Here is an 18,378-nt window from a genome sequence, read left to right on the forward strand (position 1 = left end):
ATAACCGCGGGAACCATTTCGTGACTGACCCGCTTCTGGCGAGAAGCCATCTTGTCGACGTTTGCAGTTCGCCGTCACTTTTACATCGCACTGTTGCTCAACAGAGTTACTCGCCGCTGGCGGAAGGCGGTACAGGGGGGCGAACGACCGCTGCGGGTGCGGTGACGGGGCCGAACCGGGAAGCCGGGGTTCTCTCCTGTGAACGGTTCAGCGTCTGGATGATGGTATGAATCTTTTCGTGGGCCAAGGTCGTTTGTTTAATCAGAAGCGACCGACCGGTTCGATGGATCTCACCGTTTCCAGACCAGGTATTGCCGATAATCCGGGGCAGCAGATCGACCAGGTCATCGGCTGTCTGCATATCGGCAGTGGTGTACACCCGAAGGGATAGTTCCGGTTCACTCGGTGGATTCTGGTCCCCGACGTTGAGGCTTCGCACCAGGAGTTCGATCTCGGTTTGCACGTCTTGCGTCTGTGACACCAGAAGATGTTTTGACGAGAGGAGGGCGGCGAAACCACCCTCTCCTGAAGTCTCGTACCAGCGCCCCGTCGTGGAGTGGATGAGGATTGCCCCCAATCCTTTTTCGGAGTCCACGAGCAGGGCGGGTGGAATGTTTGAAATATCATGCAATCGCAGAGTGAGGTGATTCACTGCCACATCTTTTGTGCTGATGACAACCACCCCCTCCTCGACGAAATAGGCAAGGCGAAGTGGGTCGAGGATCTTGCTCAGTCCGATTCCCAGTGGCAGATCGTTGAGCATGATATTCACTTCCTGATCGGCCGAAATCCCCTCGTTTGCCAGGGCGGGCCGGTCGAGTCGAATACGAATTCCCGCTTCCTGGGTAATCATCTCGAGAACGGAATTCAGATCACTGTGATCGATTTCCAGAACCTGTCGTCTGGAGAGGGCCGCGAAGATGGAGTTGTCATCTTCAATTGGATAACCGGATCGGTGAATCGGTATCGACTGGCCGGCGACTGACCCTTCGAGACTTTGTTCCAGTGTCTTCAGAAACGCTTCGATCACGAACTGAGCGTGGTAGTGCTGAGTCACGATGAGGAAGCCGGGACTGGTTTCGACCGTTCCCCCTTCTCCGTCGATGTCCTCCCATTTCATACCGGGAAACTGGCTGATGACCTTGGCCAGCAGCGACTCAACCGACCGGGGACTCATCGGTACGATATCTTCGACGCCATAAATCCCGGAATTTGCTCCGTTCGTAACTCCTCCGCCCATTCCCACCTGGGCGAGCGTGATGAAATGGATGGCTGCGGAGGGAATATTGAACATGCCCCCACCACCCCCGATAGCTCCACCACCAAAGCCTCCCATCTCTGCGACCGGGTTTCCAACACCGCGGTGTCGGGCTCGATTTCTCCAGGGGAGTTCCTTTGAGATCGGATCGAGTAATCCTGAAAGACGGCGAACGTCGTAGACGCGTGTAATTCGGGTTTCCTCGATCTTATCTCTCGAGGAAACTTCAATCACACCATCCTTGGCTGTCCAACTGAGCGCGAGTGGTTCCAGCAGGAAATGCAGTGCTTGCCATGTGGTCAGTTCTCCCAGGTGAAGATCAACGCTTTGGTCGGCGTCGATTCCGGCATCGGCGAGAGATTCGCTGTGAAGGAGAATGTCGCGATCGAGATGCCGTGAAATTCGGCGAATGACGTCGACCAGGGGTTCGTCTTTCACGTCGAGTGTGATTCGACGTGAGAGAGACTTGAGCACCTGATGCTCCTGCTCATGTGCCCGTTTGCGAATATCGGCCAGAGTCCGATTGGCCATGTTCGCTGTTGTCTCTTCAGCGCGACAGACTCCCAGTACTAACTGACAGGCAATGAACGTCAGGCATGTGATAGAGCGCATATGTTCTTCCTTCAGAAGATGAGAGACCTGAGCTTTGGAATGAGGTGATTGTGTGGTCTCAGATTGGGACGGGGCGCGCGATTATACCGCTGGGAGGCTCCCGTCAACACGTGAATCACTTCCCGGTCGATCCCGCCGAGCGGCTTTTCAGGCAGGGGACTGATCTAAGACGGGGACCCTGTCGAGCAGAGGAAGCGCGGGGCGGGGGTTCGATCCGGCTCGCTCGATCAGGGACGCGAATTGTGTCCCGTCAGAAATATCGTCGAGGAAAGCGGGGCATTCGGAGTCGTCAGGTCGGGGCAATCAGGTGAGCTTAATTTCCCTCTCCGTGTTGAAACGGGGCGTTCTGGGTGAGTTTGTGGATTGGGGTTTTTCGTCCGGCGAATGCTCTTTCGGTCAGGCTCGGGGGCTGCGGATTGAAATAGAGGATTGAGTCGTCTTTCGAGAGGCCTGCGGGTATGTCGTCGGTACGGGCACCCGATGATGGAACTTCTTCCCGCGCAGGACGATGGGTATGGTGACAGGGAGAACCTGAAGCGCAATGGGAGTTCCCGTTCCACCGGACGACAACGAGATCGACTCCGCTCCCTGTTCCTGTGCGAGACAAGAATGTCAAGGAATGTCTCGCAACTGGCCGACAGTTAGATTACGCACAAGGGCCAATGCAATCTCGTACAGTCAAACTGCGATGGTGCACATTTTTTTACTCGCGAACGTGGAGATGCCGTGCTAACTTACACGGAACCATTGGCCAGTACTGATGTTCAGACGGAACACGACCGAGTGACCAAACCAACGAAACTGCAGCCTCCTTCCCCCTCTCCGAAAGTGGGGAATGCCGGTGCCAAGTTTGAACCTCAGGGGTTCTTCTGCATGTGGCACGGTTCGTCGTTTGGCAATTGGCTGAAGGTCCTGGCCTCACGCCCTCCCTTGCACTGGAGTCGGCTTCACAAGCTGATTTCCATCACGGCCCTGAGTGCCATCAACTCGGGCAACAACCTGCTGGAATCAGCGATCTACGGACGCCAGATCGCACGCCAGACAATCGATCACCCTCCCGTTTTCATTCTGGGGCACTGGCGAAGCGGGACGACGCTGCTGCATAACCTGATGACGCTGGATCCTCAGTTCACGTTCCCCAACCTGTATGAGGTGATGTTTCCGGGAAACTTTCTGCTGACCGAACGGGTCGTTACGTCTCTGACCAGTCGTATGATTCCGAAGACTCGCCCGATGGATAACGTCGAAGCGGGCTTCCATATGCCGCAGGAAGACGAAGTTGCGCTGGTTCTGATGTCGGGCCTGTCGCCTTACCTCATGCTGGCCCATCCGAACAATCCGTCAAAGTATGAGCGTTTCTTCGAGTTGAATGATCTTCCCAAGGAAGAATTCGAGCGGTGGAAGGAGCGGTTCCTCTACTTTATGAAGAAACTGACAATCAAGCAGAACAAGCCGATTGTCTTCAAGTCGCCGACGCATACGTTCCGCATCCCGGTGCTGCTCGAAATGTTCCCGGACGCCAAGTTCGTCTACATCTATCGAGACCCGTACGCCGTCTATAATTCCAGTATGCATCTTCGCAGGACGCTCTTTGCCGAGAACGGCCTGGCCCAAATCAAGATGGATGAGGCAATGCAGGAAGATGCCCTGAATTTGTACGTCCATTGTATGGACGCTTACGAGCGGGGCCGAAAGCTCATTCCTCCCGGCAATCTCCACGAGATGCGTTTTGAGGACCTGGAAGTTGATCCTCTGGGCGAAATGCGGCGCGTCTACGAGGGGTTGAACCTGGATGGTTGGCCCAACCTCGAAGGGGCCATCAGAAAGCAGTTACCCGAACTGACCCGGTACCGTAAGAACTCGTTCAATATGGATGTGAACCTGATGCGCAAGGTTTACAACCGCTGGAAGTCGTCTTTCGAGCGGTACGGTTATCCCAGCCGGCTGCCGGAAGAAGAAACGGCCACGATCGACGTCTGAGTCGCTGGGGCGGAACCCTGCAATCAAGTGGCGAGTCTCGCCCCTCTGCCACGGTGGGCGGGTGGTCACGCCTGGCAGGACGAGTCTTCTGCATTGCCGATCACAGGACTCGTCGTGGCGTCTGCAGGTGCCAGATGAATTGCGGAGGATTGCGGACACGGCCACTCTTATTGTGGCTGGGATGCGGAATCTCAGCTACCGGGTACTCCGGTAGCCCGTAAGGGTGGGCTACCGGTCGTTCGCCAGGGATTTCGATTCGCGGAGTCCACTGAGTCCACTGAGTCCCGGAAGGACTGGGGAGATTCCGGCAGGAATACAGCTTTCATCCTGCCGATGAAAGTCTCGCTTCAGGACACGTCCCATCAAGCCAAATCTCAGATTTGCAGATGCTCCAGGGCATCGACGGGTGACTTCAGGTAGCTGATGTAGAATGGACCGAACTCGGCGTATTTGGCTGATGCGGTGTCGAATCGCATCGTGTAGACGATCTCCTTGATGTACTCAGGATTTCGTCCCCACAGCGTGACACCCCATTCCCAGTCATCGAATCCGGTTGAGGCTGTGATGAGCTGGCTGACGCGGCCGGCAAACTTGATCCCGCTTGTCGCATGTTCCGACATCATTGCCGACCGGCTGCTGAACGGTTCCATATACCAGTTGGCGGAGGGGTGGCGGATCTTGTTCATCGGGTAGAAGCAGGTGACGGGCCAGGCCGGGAAGTCCGGGAACAGGCGCTGCTTGTTCATCATCGGCAAACGCTGAGCGTAAGCATTGAGCTTCGCGTTATAGGCGGGATCTTCCACCGACAGCCCTTCGGTTTGTCGCAATTTGGTTCCGTATTGCTCGACCGTCGGTACATATTCCGAGACTTCTGTGATCGACACGAACGAATAGGTCGGCTGCAGGACAGAACCGAGTTTCGATGCTCGCACGCCTTGGCAGACCCCGTCGATCAGCAGTGGATCTGCGTCCATGATCATGAGGCCCAGATCGGCTTTGTGTCCTGAGACAACTGAAGTCTGGAGTCGAGCGGGTGCACCGGGACGTTCGGGGTCCAGCAGGTGGACCAGTGCCTCACGCCCTTCAGCAATGTCGCTGGCAGAAAGGCCTTGCAGGGCCGCCTGATCAACGCGGTAATAGATGTGCAGGCAGTGCCAGCCATCAATCAGTTTTGCAGACGGTTCAGGCAATGCAGCGTGTGACGGTGACGGTCGATTCACGAACAACTTTCTCGAATGTAGAGGTTGGAAGAAGGGGACGGTCGTTACTCGTCCGGCGGGCCCTGTTCGGGTTTTGGGTAGCCAGTGAAGGCGAGTGGCTTTGACACCTTCGTCAATTCCCCTCGTTCGAGGGTCCCCAGAATTCCGGTGACAGTCGGATTGGTCGAGAACTCTTTTTTAAGTCTGGCGATCACATCGCTCGAGACCATCCGTTCTCCATTACCGCCGCCCCCTTCAATGAAGCCTCGCTTCTGATTGAAGACGGCCCAGTAGATGGTGCGATCATGGTTTTTCGCCCCGTCACGACACTTCGTCGCTTCACTTCCTTTGCCTCGCTGGCCATTCACGCGATACATCACTCGGCTCTCGAAGATGATCGCGATTACGTTCCAGTCTTTCCCGCCAAACAGTCCCATGCGGAAGCTCCCGTCAATGAATCATCACACTCAGATGGCCTGTGACTTTTACCACGTGTTCTGCGAAATCGCCAGAACGCTGGTGATGGGTCGTAGCGCAGTGGGTGCCGGCAGATTGGTGTCGAACGCGAGGCAGGAGAGCTTAGACTTCGCTGCCTGTGGGTTCTGACTTGGGTGGTTCAAACTTCGGAGCAGTCGTTTCGACGCTTTCGTCACGCGGAGCAGGTCGTGTGATGTTGCTGGTATCGGTGCGATTCGAGTAGAGGTTTGCTTCGACATCGTCTTCGATCCCGCGCAGCCCCTTCTTGAACTCGACAACGCCCTTGCCCAGGCTGCGTGCCACTTCGGGCAGCTTCTTGCCGAACAGCAGGAGTGCGATCACTCCCACAAACAACATTTCAGCGGGACCAAGGCTACCAATGAATGCGAGTGGAAACATGTCAGTTTTTCCTTCTTCTCGAAGCCGCAAATACAGAAAAGTCTGGAACGAGGATGAAACCGGGCCTACTTCTTGTTGTCGAGGTTCTCGGTGTTCTCTTCATCATCCTTGAGTCCGGTTTTGAAGGAGGTCACGCTTTGGCCGAGCGACTTCATCACCGACGGCAAGCGGCTACCGAACAGCACCAGGACGATAATTCCGAAGAAAATCATCTCTCCGGGTCCCAGTAAGGCAAGAGTAGGCACCATCATCAGTCTCCTCGAAAAAGCACGACCTTATTCAGTCTAATCGGTGAGCCACCGCGAAGGCGGTAGAAAGCTCGTATCTCGCGTATCCGCATGTGCAATACAATATCACGTATGCACTTTTAGGGGCTATTTCTCGCTCGGAAACATTTTGCCGTGATTTCCAGGGTGGAAATTCATTATCGGAAACAGTCTTCGAGTTCGATCATGACGAACCGGGCACGTTCCGTAATCGATCCTCTCAGGAATCGATTTGCAATCACGTGTTTCCACTCGGTTCGCCCGCGAGAGAGCAGGAGGGATGAGCGGTACGCCAGATTCTACCCGCTTCACGAAACGTGTCAATCTGGTAGTTCAGGCAGGCCAACCCGCGGACAGTTTTTCAACAGCGGGCACTCCAGACACTTCGGTCGGCGGGCAATGCAGATTCGTCGCCCGTGATGGATCAGCCGATGCGAGAAGTTGATCCACTCTTTCTGCGGAACGAATTCCATCAGATCCCGTTCGATTTGTTCGGCCCCTTTATTGGAGGTCAGTCCCAGCAGGTAACTGATTCTCGCCACATGGGTGTCGACCACGATTCCGCTGGGAATTCCAAACGCTGTTCCCAACAGGACATTTGCCGTTTTTCGGCCCACTCCGGGCAGGGCGATCAGTTCTGGCAGGCTCTGCGGTAATTCACCCCCGTAATTTTCCACCACGGCCTGAGCCATTCCAATCAGGTTTTTCGCCTTGTTCCGGTAGAAGCCCGTCGAATGAATGAGAGCCTCAAGTTCGTCCTGGCGGGCCTGCGCCAGGTCTTCGGCCGACGGGTAGCGGGCGAACAGGCCGGGTGTCACCAGGTTAACTCTCTCGTCTGTACACTGCGCCGACAGGATCGTGGCCACCAGCAACTGGAAGGGAGAGGCGTGGTTTAACGCACAAAGTGCCACGGGGTAGGTTTTGGCCAGCGTCCGGATAATCTGTTGGACACGTCGTTGTTCAGTAGGGGTGATTTGTCCGGAAAGTCTTTTTGTCATGGAAAACCGCTCTACAAATGCCGCCGTGCGAAAGTTCGTCGTGGAAATTGGCGAGGTGACGCGCCTAGAATTCAGCCTGAGAAATTTGAAACTGGATCGACTTTGCCGCTGACAGGTTCGCTTAACGAGTCAGACTGGCTGTGTTGTTTCTGTTGTCGAGGCTGTTTTTGGTGGGAATCAGGACCGTGATTGATGATCTTCCGGCACAGTATCGCGAAGGCGTACGCCTCTTCAATGAAGAGGAATTCTTTGAGTGTCATGACGTGCTCGAAGAATTGTGGGCGGAAACGGTTGGTGACGAGCGAAAGTTTATTCAGGGATTGATTCAGGCCTCCATCGCACTTTTTCATTTCGGGAACGAAAACTTCGGCGGGGCGAAAAAGCTGTTCTTCGCCGCGACGACCAAACTGGATCCCTATGGCGACGAGTACATGGGAATCAAGCTGTCGAACTTCCTGCAGGACTTCCGCGCCTGTTTTCAGGAGTTGATCGACAACACCGAAGCCTATCCGACAACGGTCGCGATTCGCGACGAACTGGTCCCCAAAATCGAGTATGTTTCGCAAGGAGCGATCGGATGAGCGACTTGCCAGAACTTGATACTGCCTTGAAAAATTTCTCAGGACGGGCGCCGCTTTTTCCGCTGCCCAACATTGTGCTTTTTCCCCACGCTCTGCTTCCGCTTCACATTTTTGAAGACCGGTATCGCCGGATGATGGCGGATACGCTGGATGGCGAGCGTCTCATCGCGATGAGCCTGCTGCGGCCGGGATGGGAAGGGGTCGCGAAGGGGGAAGTGGCTCCCGTGCATCGCGTGGTCGGATTGGGAAAAATCATCGCTCACGAGAAACTGGCGGACGGACGCTACTACCTGGTGCTGCGCGGTCTTGCTCGGGCCAATCTCCTGCGGGAAGAAAAGCTGGACCTCCCTTACCGCGTCGGGCAACTGGAGATCTGCCTCGAAGCACAGGACGAATCCCTGTCGTACGACCGACAGGAACGCATCAAGCACCTTGTCACCGCCTTCGCTCAACTCTTTCCCAAGATCAAGTTGAACCAATTGTTCGCTCATGATTTCCTGGACCTGCCCCTGGGGACCGTGACCGATGTTCTGCTCGGATCCGTACCGCTCCCTGCCAAGATTTCTCAACAGTTTCAGGAAGAGCTGAATATCGATACCCGCAGCGAGATGCTGATGGATCTGCTGCAGGAGGCGCTGGAAGGACAAGTCGGCTCCGCGGGACGCACCTTTCCTCCTGTGTTCAGCATGAACTGATCCGCTCGATTGGCCATCGACAAACAGCCTCCTCCTCAGCCATCCAACCCGAACGGGTCTCGGGCAGGCGGAACGGTCAGGGTTGGGCGATCGTCGGCAGGTTCAATTCTCACGGCAGACTGGAATTGCATCGCGAAATGAACGAAGGGCGTGCCGAGGTTCGACACGCCCTTCTTAAATGTCTGCGGGTCAAAGCGGGACTCGGAGTCCCGTTTCCGCTTCACTCTTTTATGGCTTTTTCGGCAGTGCGTCGGCGACCGGCTTGCCTGCATTGGGGACTGCGGCGCAATAGTCTTTGCCCAGGAGCGCCGCCAGTGTCGCGGCAACCTGACTTTGGGTCACTCGGTCACACTTGGTGCGTTCGCCCAGTGGGGGTGTATCGGGGCCAAGGAAGGCCATCCACATGTCTTCCGCCCCTTCGTATTTCGCCCCGTGGTGCTTCCAGTTTTCGAGGCCTGAGCCGCGGCCGTGGTCGGTCGTCAGGATGATTGTGGTCTTGTCACGGTATTGATCGAGTGACTGAACCAGTTCCCACAGTCGACGGACGTAGTCGTCCACGACGTGTGCGGATTCCAGCAGGTGATCGTATCGACCGGCATGTCCCCAATGGTCGGTTTCGAGGAAGCTGACGAACAGGACGCGCGGCTGGTGCCGTTTCAGGTGCTCGCGGGCGGCCTGAAAGATGAACGTGTCGTTGAGTTCAGCCGCGTTGGGCCGATGGATTGTGTCTTCGATCAGTTCGTTCAGAATCTGCTGCTGAGAACTGGGGTTCTCTTCGGGAACTCGCTCCCATCCTCCCATGACGGGGAAGCCGCATCGTTCGCGATTAATGATGTAAGGAATGACGTCCCAACCGCTGAAGGCGGCAACTTTCCCGTTAAACTCGGGCTGGCGATGCAGCCATTCCAGCACTGTGAAATTTTCGTTTGGTTTTTTCGCATTGCTGTCGATCCGGGGGTCGGCGAAACCCGTCAGGATCTCGTTGTAGCCGGGGTACGAAAATTTCATCGTGTTGGTGATTTGCGATGAACTGCCTGCGGGAAGATTGCCGTAAAGTTGACCCTCTTTGGCGATCTTGGTCCAGAAAAAAGGCAACAGGGCAGCACGCCGCTCTTCTGGCGTCTCTTTCCAGAACTTCGATTTGATGTTCTGGACGTCGGTCACTCCCCCATGTTCCTTATTGATGAGGGCCTCTTCGGCTCCCGTGAAGACTTCCTGCCATCGAAGTCCGTCTGTCGTGATTAGAATCACGTTTTTCGTTTTGAGATCCTGCCCGGAAACCGTATCAGCGACGATCGCTAACATCAGCATCAGGGACGACGCCCATCGTAAAAACGGGACACGACGTTCGCTCTTGACCATGAGACTGCAGCCCTTTCATTGAATGAAAAACAATCCAGCGTGACCCAGGGTGGGACTTCGTGATGCTCAGGTTGAGCATGTACAAATTGGATTTCGAGGGAGCCCGGATCTTACCGATCAGGCACGCGTCTCGAAAGACGGTCGGCTGTCGGCGGCCGTTGCAATGACGTCGGTGCTGACAAGGAGGGAGGGCGACAGTGGTCGCAGTATGATTTGTCGACGGGGCCGATCTCCGTTGATGCCATCAGGCAGGCGGAGTTTGCTCGCATGGCAGCGCGGTTTCCACGACGGGGGAACTTCTGTTCGTGCGTGAGAAAATTGCGAAAGCGGTCGCGACGAAGACCGCGATACCGGCCGTCGCCTTAAACCATTCGGGATAGGGGAGCATGGCGAGGTTACCGAAGAGAGCTGCCAGCAGTAATACCCCCACAACACCTGCGGAGTAAGGACTGCCCATTCTTCGTGTGGCCCAGGTACTGAGATAAGCGGAGATGGCCCAGGCGCCTGCCGCCAAACCCAGTATCCACGCCGGGAAACGCTCGACGTGCTGGCAGACTTCTTCCATGGTGTGGGTGAAGTTTTCAGGATAGGGGTGCAGGGCCAGGGTGACGACTTCGACGGCTGTCACCAGAACGAACAGGACAAGCAATCCGACAAACACTGCGGCAGCATTACGGAGCAGGGCTTTCATGTACGACGCTTCCGTTGGGATCAGAGGTCAGAATCAGGCTGAGGTGCAGGGGAGTAACAGGATGGCGGAAGGACTCGTGCTGCGTCGAGCCCTGGAAGGCTCCTTTTTTACGGAAAGGGCCAGGTTCCTGGTTGCTCGACCAAGTGCATTGTCAGGGCTGCGGTTCTGCGGCAGGGGTCAACATGCTCGCAAGCTCGTTGCGGGCGAGGTCGATCCCTTCGTTCGAATTCAGATGAGGCAGCTTCGTCCGTAGTCCGTCCAGCAGGCTGCGGCTCATGTGAGCCTGAAAAACGTCCACTGCGGAGGCCACATCCCCCTTCTGCAAAGCATCAATGATTCCGAGATGCTCGCGAAACGATTTGGCCTGATGGCGACGGTCGGAAGGAGAGGTGAGGCTGCAATACATACTGCGCCGGATGAGTGGTTTGACCAATCCGATGAGGACAAGGCTGGTGGTTTGTTCCACCAGAGTGGTGTGGAAATGGTAGTCAGCCTGTCGTCGATCTCTCTCGGACAGGGTGTCGATGGACTGCAGGACGTTCTCGGTCTCGGCCTTGAGTTCTTCGAGAGAAGCCTGAGGAATCTGATGGCCCGCGCGACGGAGGACTTCGGACTCGAACATCGTCCGGATCTCAATCGTATCGATGATGTCCTGCCAGGTGAGGGTTCCATAGCGCCAGCCACGCCGTGGCGCCTTGATCAGAATTCCATCCCGGGTCAGTGCATCGAGTGCATGACGAACCGTTCCCATGCTGGCGCCGAAGAGGTCGACAAAGGTGCGTGGATTGACTTCCGCGCCGAACTGACAATTTCCCTGCAGGATCCAGTCGAAGATCAGCCAGTAGACCGACTTGATCTGCGACTGTTGTTCGACCTCAATGACTTCGACGGCCGCAGCGGCGGCTTTCGGGGGCCATTTCGCGACGTAAGTGTGTCCAGCCGGCGTCTGTTTCACCCAGCCGTCATCAATCAATCGAGACAGGGCCTTGCGAACCGTGGTGCGGCTGACGTTCATCTCGACGGCCAGTTTGCCTGCTTTCAGAAAGCTGCCCAACTCGACTTGGCGAGCAGAAATCTGTCCGAGCAAATGTTGGTAGACTCGCGTGTCGAGCGACGTGCGTTCTTCCGCCATGAGACCTCCGTTGAGGATAGTTTCGCCTGATCGATTCGATGAGGCGCTGAATTGACTGCGAGTAAGTGCGGCAACGTCGACGTCGCCCCGTGGCGATCTGTGGTGCCACCGAATGAGAGGCAACGTGATCGCGACGGCGCGCTACCCAACGCAGCACGCCAGCGAGCGGGTGTGCCGAATGCTCTAATGATGACTGATCACATTGACCTCTGGCAGCAGTTTTCGCAATCGTACAACACCGTCTTTCGTGATCTGCGTTCGTTGAACATGCAGCAATGCAAAGTCGGGCAGGTCTTTGAGCGGCGCCAGCGAGTCGATAATGTCGTCTGAAACGGATGTCTGCTCAATGAACAGGCCTTTCAGCCGCGGGCAGTGCTCTGCCAGTGCCGTCGCCAGCGCAGGGATATCGTCGTCTGCGATCCGTGTCTCATTGATATACAGTCGCTCGAGACTGGGAAGTCCGGTGATGGCTTTTTCGATTCCGCGGCCCGTGTTGGTTCCTGCCATGTGGAGAATTTTCAGGTTCTGCAATCCGGTTAAGGGGGCCGCATTCTCGAAGTTGAGCGGTGTGCGCTGCAGATAGAGAGCTTCCAGGTGAGTCAGCTTGGTTAATTGGGAAAGTCCCGAGCCGCTGATCTGAGTCTCGTTCAGGTTGAGCGTCGTCAGTCCGGTCAGTTCCGAAAGGGGGATCAGGCCGGCGTCAGTGATCTGACATCCAGAGAGATTCAGGTCGCTTAACTGCTTGAGTCCGCTGAGGTGTGCCAGTCCTGCGTCTGTCACCTGGGAATTTTCCAGCGAGAGTGATTCGAGATGCGACAGGCGGGAAATGGATGCAAGTCCCCCGTCCCCGATCGGGCTGCCGGCAAGTGCGAGTATCTGAAGAGAAGGGAAGGACTCGAGCTTGGGAGCGGATTCGTTCGAAATCGCTCGGGACGAGATCGAGATGACGTTCCCCTGTGCGTTGGTGGCAGACTTGAGGCTGCCGTCCGCCTGGAGTGCCGTCAGCACGGTGGACTCCGGCGATGCTTGCGGACTGCACCCGATCGTGAGGCACAGTGTCAATGAAGTGGCGATCATAAACCAGGTTGGCTGACGCATTCTGCGATGTCCTGTTTGGCTGCGAGATTCGGCCGTGTTGTGGAATGCCATGTGATGAAATCGCACGCATTCTGAGAAGGTGGTGAAATAATACATGTGGCTTTTTTATGAAAATGCCACCAAAAGATTGCCAGCCGTGACGCAGAAAATCACTCTGCGAGCTGATTCCACCTTAGTTCGTAGGGGTGTGTTGAGCAACCTAATCGGTATCTGGTTGCCGGTGAAGCAATTCGCGCAAGTTTGCAGAATTTCTTCGAAAAGAGGTAATAAAAATGTTGTTTTTCTGTTCTTGCGGGGTATCGTCACAAGCATTCGCTCCCACCGTATGCACTATGTGAACGTTCAGTTAATTTTGTGTTAAAAGGGATTTGGTGGTCGGCGAACCCCGTCCAGAATCCTAGACACCAAAAAAGTCTTTTTGTAATTATTGTCACCGCGCACACTGTGCAGTACGTCTGACTTCAATTGAGTCCAACGCAGTGCATTTCTCTTTCTTTTCCTTTTTGATTGCCTCGAGCAGTCATGACTCTCTACTGGAGATTTCGCCCATGAAGACTTGTCGAAAGCGTCTCGGATTCACATTGATTGAGCTGCTGGTTGTGATCGCCATCATCGCCGTGTTAATTGCACTGCTGTTGCCTGCCGTCCAGCAAGCGCGCGAGGCCGCCCGACGAACTCAGTGTCGCAATAATCTGAAGCAGATCGGTATCGCTCTGCATAACTACCACGAAGTCCACAACTGCTTTCCCCCGGGGACCGTCTTCGGGGATCAGGACTATGGCTGGGCAACATTCCTGCTGCCGGGGCTTGATCAGGCCAATATCTACAATCAGCTGAATTTCACGAACTACGGCAGCATTATCACGAATAACTCTGTCTACACCGAGCGTTCATTGCCGCTGATTCCCGGTGTGACAGACGTGGTCTTGCCAGCCTTCCTGTGTCCTTCGAACAGCATGATAACCCGGTCGCCCGTCCGCCCCGGGGCTGGTTCTCCCAGCGGTGCATCACTCGGTGGCTTTGGTCGTTCCGACTACAAAGGGTGTTTGGGGTCTGGCGGTGGTTCGATTACCGGGATGTTTGGGAAGATCAAAGCGACCTACAGCCCCACGAAGATTCGTGACGTTCTTGACGGGACCAGCAATACCTTTGCTGTTGGCGAAGGTTATACCCGGTTTGCTCGCGCTATCTCCGGGCCGACGCACCCCAACGTCGGTGACTTCCCGATCTGGCTGGGAACCAACAACCAGCATCAGAACGTTGTCGCCGAAACGGGCATGAACCACATTCCGAACGGTGGAAATGCTTTGCCGATCGATACGTTGAACCAGTTCGACGATTGCTTTGCCAGCTTGCACACCGGTGGGGTTACCTTCCTGTTCGCTGATGGATCGGTTCGGTTTATCTCGGACAATATCGACATGAGGACCTACAGCTATCTGGGTGACAAAGCCGACGGAAATCCTGTCAGTGTCGAGTAATCAAGGTTCCATCCGCCGGTAACCGCTGAACTCACCCTGGCGGTGACTCGAGGAATATTGATGTTGTGTCGTTGCCTGACTGGTTTCAGTCGGGCAACGCCTTTCGACCTTCTTCGTCTGTGGAATCACTGATGAGAGAGTTGGTGCCGAAGGGGGAGCCGTCCGGGGGAAGCGGTCCCATCGAAGCGCTGACGTCCATCACTGGGCCCACGACCGCCTTTTGAAATGTCGGATCCAATACGTTTTTTAAGCAGAGGCTACGGTCATGCAATCACCGATTCACCCCGCCATACTTCTGGCGATCGGCGCTCTCGTCGGAGCAGGGTGTAGCAAGCAGGAATTTCAGGTGGCGCGTGTCAGTGGAACGGTAACCTGTGGAGGCCAGACTCTGACTGAGGGGATGGTTGTTTTCACACCCATCGGAACGGGCGAGAAAAAAACGCACGACACGGGACGCTCTGCTTCCGGCCTGATTCAGGAGGATGGGTCCTTCGAACTGACGACCTACCGCAGAGGAGATGGTGCCATCGTAGGTACGCACACAATTAGCGTATTTGCACCTCCTCCCATAGATGATGACGCTCCGATTACAGACACCAATCGTTTCGCGTGCGGAAAGACACCGCTGGAAGAAACTGTGGGGCCTGGAGACAACTACTTTGAGCTTGAGCTGACCCCGCCGCCGCCATCGAAAACATCGAAGTCGCGATAGCAGCGTATCATGCTTTATAAGAAAGTGTTCTGTTCTGAATCGAGAACCCAGATCGTTCCTGGACGCAGTTCTTTCAGGCAGTCGGGCGTGTCCTGAAATTCAAGGTTGGTAAGTCCCCCTGAGACGCTCGCTTTTCTATGTCGATCGCCGAAACCCACTGTCCCCGTGACGTGCCGCCTGCTGACGCATCATCCTGCAACAAGGATTGCCGCGCGTGGCTGTTCGCTCCAGTGGACATCGCCAGTCTGGTCTACTTCCGCATCCTGTTCGGTGCCATCATGGTTTACCATGTGGTGTCGACCATAAAGAGTGGCTGGATCGATCAGCTCTATATTCGCCCGGTGATGCATTTCACCTATCCAGGGTTTGGCTGGGTACATCCCTGGCCTGGGTCAGGGATGTACTGGCATTTCGGCGTGATGGGCGTCGCGGCGACGGGAATTCTGCTGGGGGCGTTCTATCGTTTGTCTGCGCTGGTCTTCGCGGTGGGGATGGCGCATGTTTTTTTGATCGAGAAGGCGTTTTACCTCAATCATTACTACCTGATTGTGCTGCTCAGTGGATTGCTGGTCTTCTTGCCAGCCCATCATGCCCTGTCAGTCGATGCCTGGTTAAGGTCTTCACTGCGGTCTCAAGTTGTCTCCGCGTGGACACTCTGGCTGCTTCGATTACAGATCGGCATCCCGTATTTTTACGGAGGTCTCGCGAAGCTGGACAGTGACTGGCTGCAGGGGTATCCCCTCGGCATGTGGCTGAAACGCCGCTCGGACCTGCCCTGGGTCGGCGCGTCGCTGGCGCACGAGTATGCGGGGATCGCATTCGCATGGGGCGGAATGCTGCTGGATCTGTTGATTGTGCCGTTGCTGCTGTGGAAACGGACACGCTGGACCGCCCTCGCCGTCGGTGTTCTATTCCATCTGATGAATTCGGTCCTGTTCGAGATCGGAATCTTCCCGTGGTTGATGATCGGTGCAACATTACTCTTCTTCCCCCCCGACTGGCCTCGGCGCTTCGTTTTGCGATCCCGATTGACGCCTGAGGCGGGTCTTCTTCAGCCTGTTTCCCCCTTCCGGCAGAACATGACGCTCGGTCTATTGGGTGTCTATGTTGTCTGGCAGTTGCTTTTTCCATTTCGGGGTCTCTTCTATACCCAGCCTGCTACCTGGTCTGAGGAGGGGCACCACTTTGCCTGGCACATGATGCTGCGGGAGAAGGATGTGGGACTACGGTTTTACATCCGCGATCCCCGCACTGGGGAAGGGGGAGTCGCTGATTTGCGTACGTTCCTGACGTCCCGCCAGTTGAGTCGGATGAGTAAAGACAGCGACATGATTCTGACATTCGTCCATTTTCTGCGGGACCATTTTCGGGCCCACGGAAAGGGGACGCTTCAGATCCGGGTTCTGGCGCTCGTCTCTTTAAATGGTCGCCGACCTCAACTGATGATGGATCCCGACCTCGACTACGCCCGGGTCGAGCGGACCTGGTTCCCTCAGCCGTGGATTCTTCCGCTGACTGAACCTTTGAGACGCGAACCCTGGACTGTCCCGCTGGAAGAGTGGGAACAGCACGTATTTGTCCCTTCTCCCGAAGAAATGATCCAGCCGGCACCCCGGCAGGTCGATCCGTTCTTTCTCGTGACACCAACGGAAGACGCCACGTTTTGAAAGTTGAGCAGGGGCTTTTTGATTTCAGCGGCTCGGGCTGTGGTCAAAGCCTCAAGGGCAGAGTGGACGATAGTTTTGCTCACGCGGAGCCTTGCCGCTCGAACATGCTTCCCTGCGGTGGCTTTTCTTTTGAAGAACAGGCTCCGTATTAGTTCACCCCCCACCGGACGAGCCAGTGAGGGGCGTTTTCTCGGCAGGTTTTGAATTTGCGAGGCGGCCCGTGTGAAGGGGCTTACGAAGGCGGGTGCGACCTTGGTCGCATTCGATAAGCAGCCCTAGTTCTTCTCTGGCTCTTCGCTCTGCTGTGGGCGAATCGATTCGAAGTAGCGGCGGATTGTCTGGCGGTGGCCGAGTGGAATTTGTTCGTTCTCGAGCACGGCTTCGCTCATCTTTTTGTACTGCTGATAGACGTCTTTGTATCCCCGCTGGGCTTCCTGGCGACCTTCCGACGACGAACTGGTTTCGAAGTCGGAATCACCTTCACCGGCCATCCCGGCGACCTGTTCACGATTGACTTCGGAATTCAGACTCGTGGCATCGCCATCAATGTTGCCGCTTTCCGACATTCCCCAGTTGGACGAGGAACTGGTTGATTTTTGCTTCTTCTTCCCTTTCGCAGTACTGTTTTGCTGGCAGTTACATTTGCGATCGCTCAATTCGGCCAGTTCTGCATTCAAGAGATCGTTGATTCGCTTCTTGCGTGCCTGTTTGCCTGCTTTTTCACCGAGCTTCCGGGCTCCGGCGAGTGCTTTGTCGTCGTCGTCCTCTTCGATGCCATCAGCCAGATCTTTGGCCGCATCGCTGATGGCCCCATCGGCTCCGTTACTGGAACGCTTGGCCGCCTTTTTCAGTTTTTCAGCGGTGGTGCGGGCTTCGTTGCGATCGAATTCCAGTTCGCTCAGTTCTGCCAGCTCTTTCATCGCCTTGTCGTACTTCCCCTCGGCAAGCGCCTGGCCTGCACCCTCCAGTGCTTTGGCGGAAGCCATGGCCTCGCCCACTTCCTGCAGTTGCTGATCGACTTGTTCCAGGCTCGACTGGCTTTGGGCGGACTGGATGGCGGCTTGCATCTCGGAGATCTTGGCGAGAGCCTCTTTCACGTCAACGCCGGGGTCTTTGAGTTCTTCCGTCTTCTGCTTGAGTTCCTTGAGAAGTTGCTCCAGGCCGGGGTCCGAATCGTTCTGAAATTCCTCTTCAAGTTCCTTGATGCTTTCTTCAATCGCCAGGGCTTCCGCCACGATTTGCTCGTCCGGAACAGTGGGTCCTGCGACGAGTTCTTCCTGTTTCAATGGGATCAGGGAAAAAATAACGGCAGCCGCCGTGGCGACCAGGGCACCGGTCAGAAGTCGGGGAGCTTTAAACGGGGCGACGACTTCCGGTTCAACCGTATCCAGGTGGCGCATCGCATCGGCCAGTTGCAATTCCGCGAAAGCCTGTTTATCCGCGGGGATATGACGGCTGGCAAAATCGAGAGCCGATTCGGTGCGGTCCTTCAGGCCGTAGTGGTGATCGACGGCGCGAGCCGCAGCGACCCAGTTAGGCCGTGGCATCAGCAAAACGATTGCTGCGAGACCCGCCAGGGCGGGTCCGGCGATCAGGGCGGCCGCTGCCATCCAGCTGCCGTCGAGCCAGTGAACGGCAAGACGTGCCAGAGCGCACCCGATACCGATTGCTGCACCGCAGAGTAAGCCCGTAATCACCCACGTGGACATGGATTGAAATAGCTGTCGACGCTGTACAGGTTGAAGCTTGGAGCGAAGTTCTTCAGTCACA

At 55.9% G+C, this 18,378-nt stretch carries 17 protein-coding genes; 6 read left to right on the plus strand and 11 right to left on the minus strand.

Going from position 1 to position 18,378, the window contains the following annotated elements:
- Positions 1-106 precede the first annotated feature (106 nt).
- Positions 107-1,870: a hypothetical protein gene (locus tag ACGY09_RS16480; protein ID WP_397568591.1), complete on the minus strand. Its 1,764-nt coding sequence runs from the start codon at positions 1,868-1,870 to the stop codon at positions 107-109.
- 783 nt (positions 1,871-2,653) lie between these two features.
- On the opposite strand from ACGY09_RS16480, the gene ACGY09_RS16485 reads away from it, so the two are divergent.
- Positions 2,654-3,850 carry a sulfotransferase family protein gene (locus ACGY09_RS16485; protein ID WP_397568592.1) on the plus strand — a complete coding sequence of 399 codons (1,197 nt, stop codon included), beginning with the start codon at positions 2,654-2,656 and terminating at the stop codon, positions 3,848-3,850.
- 374 nt (positions 3,851-4,224) lie between these two features.
- Here ACGY09_RS16485 and hemQ read toward each other — a convergent pair whose 3' ends face one another.
- The 5 genes from hemQ to nth all read right to left on the minus strand — a co-directional run bounded on the left by hemQ (position 4,225) and on the right by nth (position 7,189).
- Entirely contained in the window at positions 4,225-5,070 is an 846-nt protein-coding gene (hemQ, locus tag ACGY09_RS16490) for a hydrogen peroxide-dependent heme synthase (protein ID WP_397568593.1), read from the minus strand.
- A 44-nt stretch (positions 5,071-5,114) separates the two neighbouring features.
- Positions 5,115-5,486 carry a hypothetical protein gene (locus tag ACGY09_RS16495; protein WP_373649139.1) on the minus strand — a complete coding sequence of 124 codons (372 nt, stop codon included), beginning with the start codon at positions 5,484-5,486 and terminating at the stop codon, positions 5,115-5,117.
- A 142-nt stretch (positions 5,487-5,628) separates the two neighbouring features.
- Positions 5,629-5,925, minus strand: a complete 297-nt coding sequence (locus ACGY09_RS16500) for a twin-arginine translocase TatA/TatE family subunit (RefSeq protein ID WP_373649138.1) — start codon at positions 5,923-5,925, stop codon at positions 5,629-5,631.
- 65 nt (positions 5,926-5,990) lie between these two features.
- Positions 5,991-6,176, minus strand: coding sequence for a twin-arginine translocase TatA/TatE family subunit (locus ACGY09_RS16505; protein ID WP_373649137.1), 186 nt, complete (start codon positions 6,174-6,176; stop codon positions 5,991-5,993).
- A 335-nt stretch (positions 6,177-6,511) separates the two neighbouring features.
- Complete coding sequence (gene nth, locus ACGY09_RS16510; RefSeq protein WP_397568594.1) at positions 6,512-7,189, minus strand: endonuclease III; 678 nt, start codon at positions 7,187-7,189, stop codon at positions 6,512-6,514.
- Positions 7,190-7,374: 185 nt separating this feature from the next.
- On the opposite strand from nth, the gene ACGY09_RS16515 reads away from it, so the two are divergent.
- Both ACGY09_RS16515 and ACGY09_RS16520 read left to right on the plus strand, forming a co-directional pair.
- The gene (locus ACGY09_RS16515) at positions 7,375-7,770 is read left to right on the plus strand and encodes a DUF309 domain-containing protein (protein ID WP_373649135.1); all 396 of its coding nucleotides are present in this window, start codon (positions 7,375-7,377) and stop codon (positions 7,768-7,770) included.
- Positions 7,767-8,465, plus strand: a complete 699-nt coding sequence (locus ACGY09_RS16520; RefSeq protein WP_397568595.1) for an LON peptidase substrate-binding domain-containing protein — start codon at positions 7,767-7,769, stop codon at positions 8,463-8,465. Before ACGY09_RS16515 ends, ACGY09_RS16520 begins: the two co-directional genes overlap by 4 nt.
- Before the next feature lie 228 nt (positions 8,466-8,693).
- Here ACGY09_RS16520 and ACGY09_RS16525 read toward each other — a convergent pair whose 3' ends face one another.
- The 4 genes from ACGY09_RS16525 to ACGY09_RS16540 form a co-directional block, all read right to left on the minus strand.
- The gene (locus tag ACGY09_RS16525) at positions 8,694-9,827 is read right to left on the minus strand and encodes an alkaline phosphatase family protein (protein ID WP_397568596.1); all 1,134 of its coding nucleotides are present in this window, start codon (positions 9,825-9,827) and stop codon (positions 8,694-8,696) included.
- 244 nt (positions 9,828-10,071) lie between these two features.
- A complete protein-coding gene (locus ACGY09_RS16530) occupies positions 10,072-10,518 on the minus strand; it encodes a hypothetical protein (protein ID WP_397568597.1) in 447 nt (148 codons plus the stop codon).
- 151 nt (positions 10,519-10,669) lie between these two features.
- Entirely contained in the window at positions 10,670-11,650 is a 981-nt protein-coding gene (locus tag ACGY09_RS16535; protein WP_397568598.1) for a GntR family transcriptional regulator, read from the minus strand.
- Positions 11,651-11,833: 183 nt separating this feature from the next.
- On the minus strand, positions 11,834-12,748 hold the full coding sequence (locus tag ACGY09_RS16540; protein ID WP_397568599.1) for a leucine-rich repeat domain-containing protein: 915 nt from the start codon (positions 12,746-12,748) through the stop codon (positions 11,834-11,836).
- 548 nt (positions 12,749-13,296) lie between these two features.
- Between ACGY09_RS16540 and ACGY09_RS16545 the strand changes: the two genes are divergently transcribed.
- The 3 genes from ACGY09_RS16545 (at position 13,297) to ACGY09_RS16555 (ending at position 16,608) form a co-directional block, all read left to right on the plus strand.
- Complete coding sequence (locus ACGY09_RS16545) at positions 13,297-14,229, plus strand: DUF1559 domain-containing protein (RefSeq protein ID WP_373649129.1); 933 nt, start codon at positions 13,297-13,299, stop codon at positions 14,227-14,229.
- A gap of 265 nt (positions 14,230-14,494) precedes the next feature.
- Positions 14,495-14,941, plus strand: a complete 447-nt coding sequence (locus ACGY09_RS16550) for a hypothetical protein (RefSeq protein ID WP_397568600.1) — start codon at positions 14,495-14,497, stop codon at positions 14,939-14,941.
- Between the two features lie 137 nt (positions 14,942-15,078).
- Positions 15,079-16,608, plus strand: a complete 1,530-nt coding sequence (locus tag ACGY09_RS16555) for an HTTM domain-containing protein (RefSeq protein WP_397568601.1) — start codon at positions 15,079-15,081, stop codon at positions 16,606-16,608.
- A 275-nt stretch (positions 16,609-16,883) separates the two neighbouring features.
- Here ACGY09_RS16555 and ACGY09_RS16560 read toward each other — a convergent pair whose 3' ends face one another.
- Positions 16,884-18,377, minus strand: a complete 1,494-nt coding sequence (locus ACGY09_RS16560; protein WP_397568602.1) for a hypothetical protein — start codon at positions 18,375-18,377, stop codon at positions 16,884-16,886.
- Position 18,378: the final 1 nt, after the last annotated feature.

Origin of the sequence: Schlesneria sphaerica, assembly GCF_044336245.1 — a bacterium.
Lineage (GTDB): Bacteria > Planctomycetota > Planctomycetia > Planctomycetales > Planctomycetaceae > Schlesneria > Schlesneria sphaerica.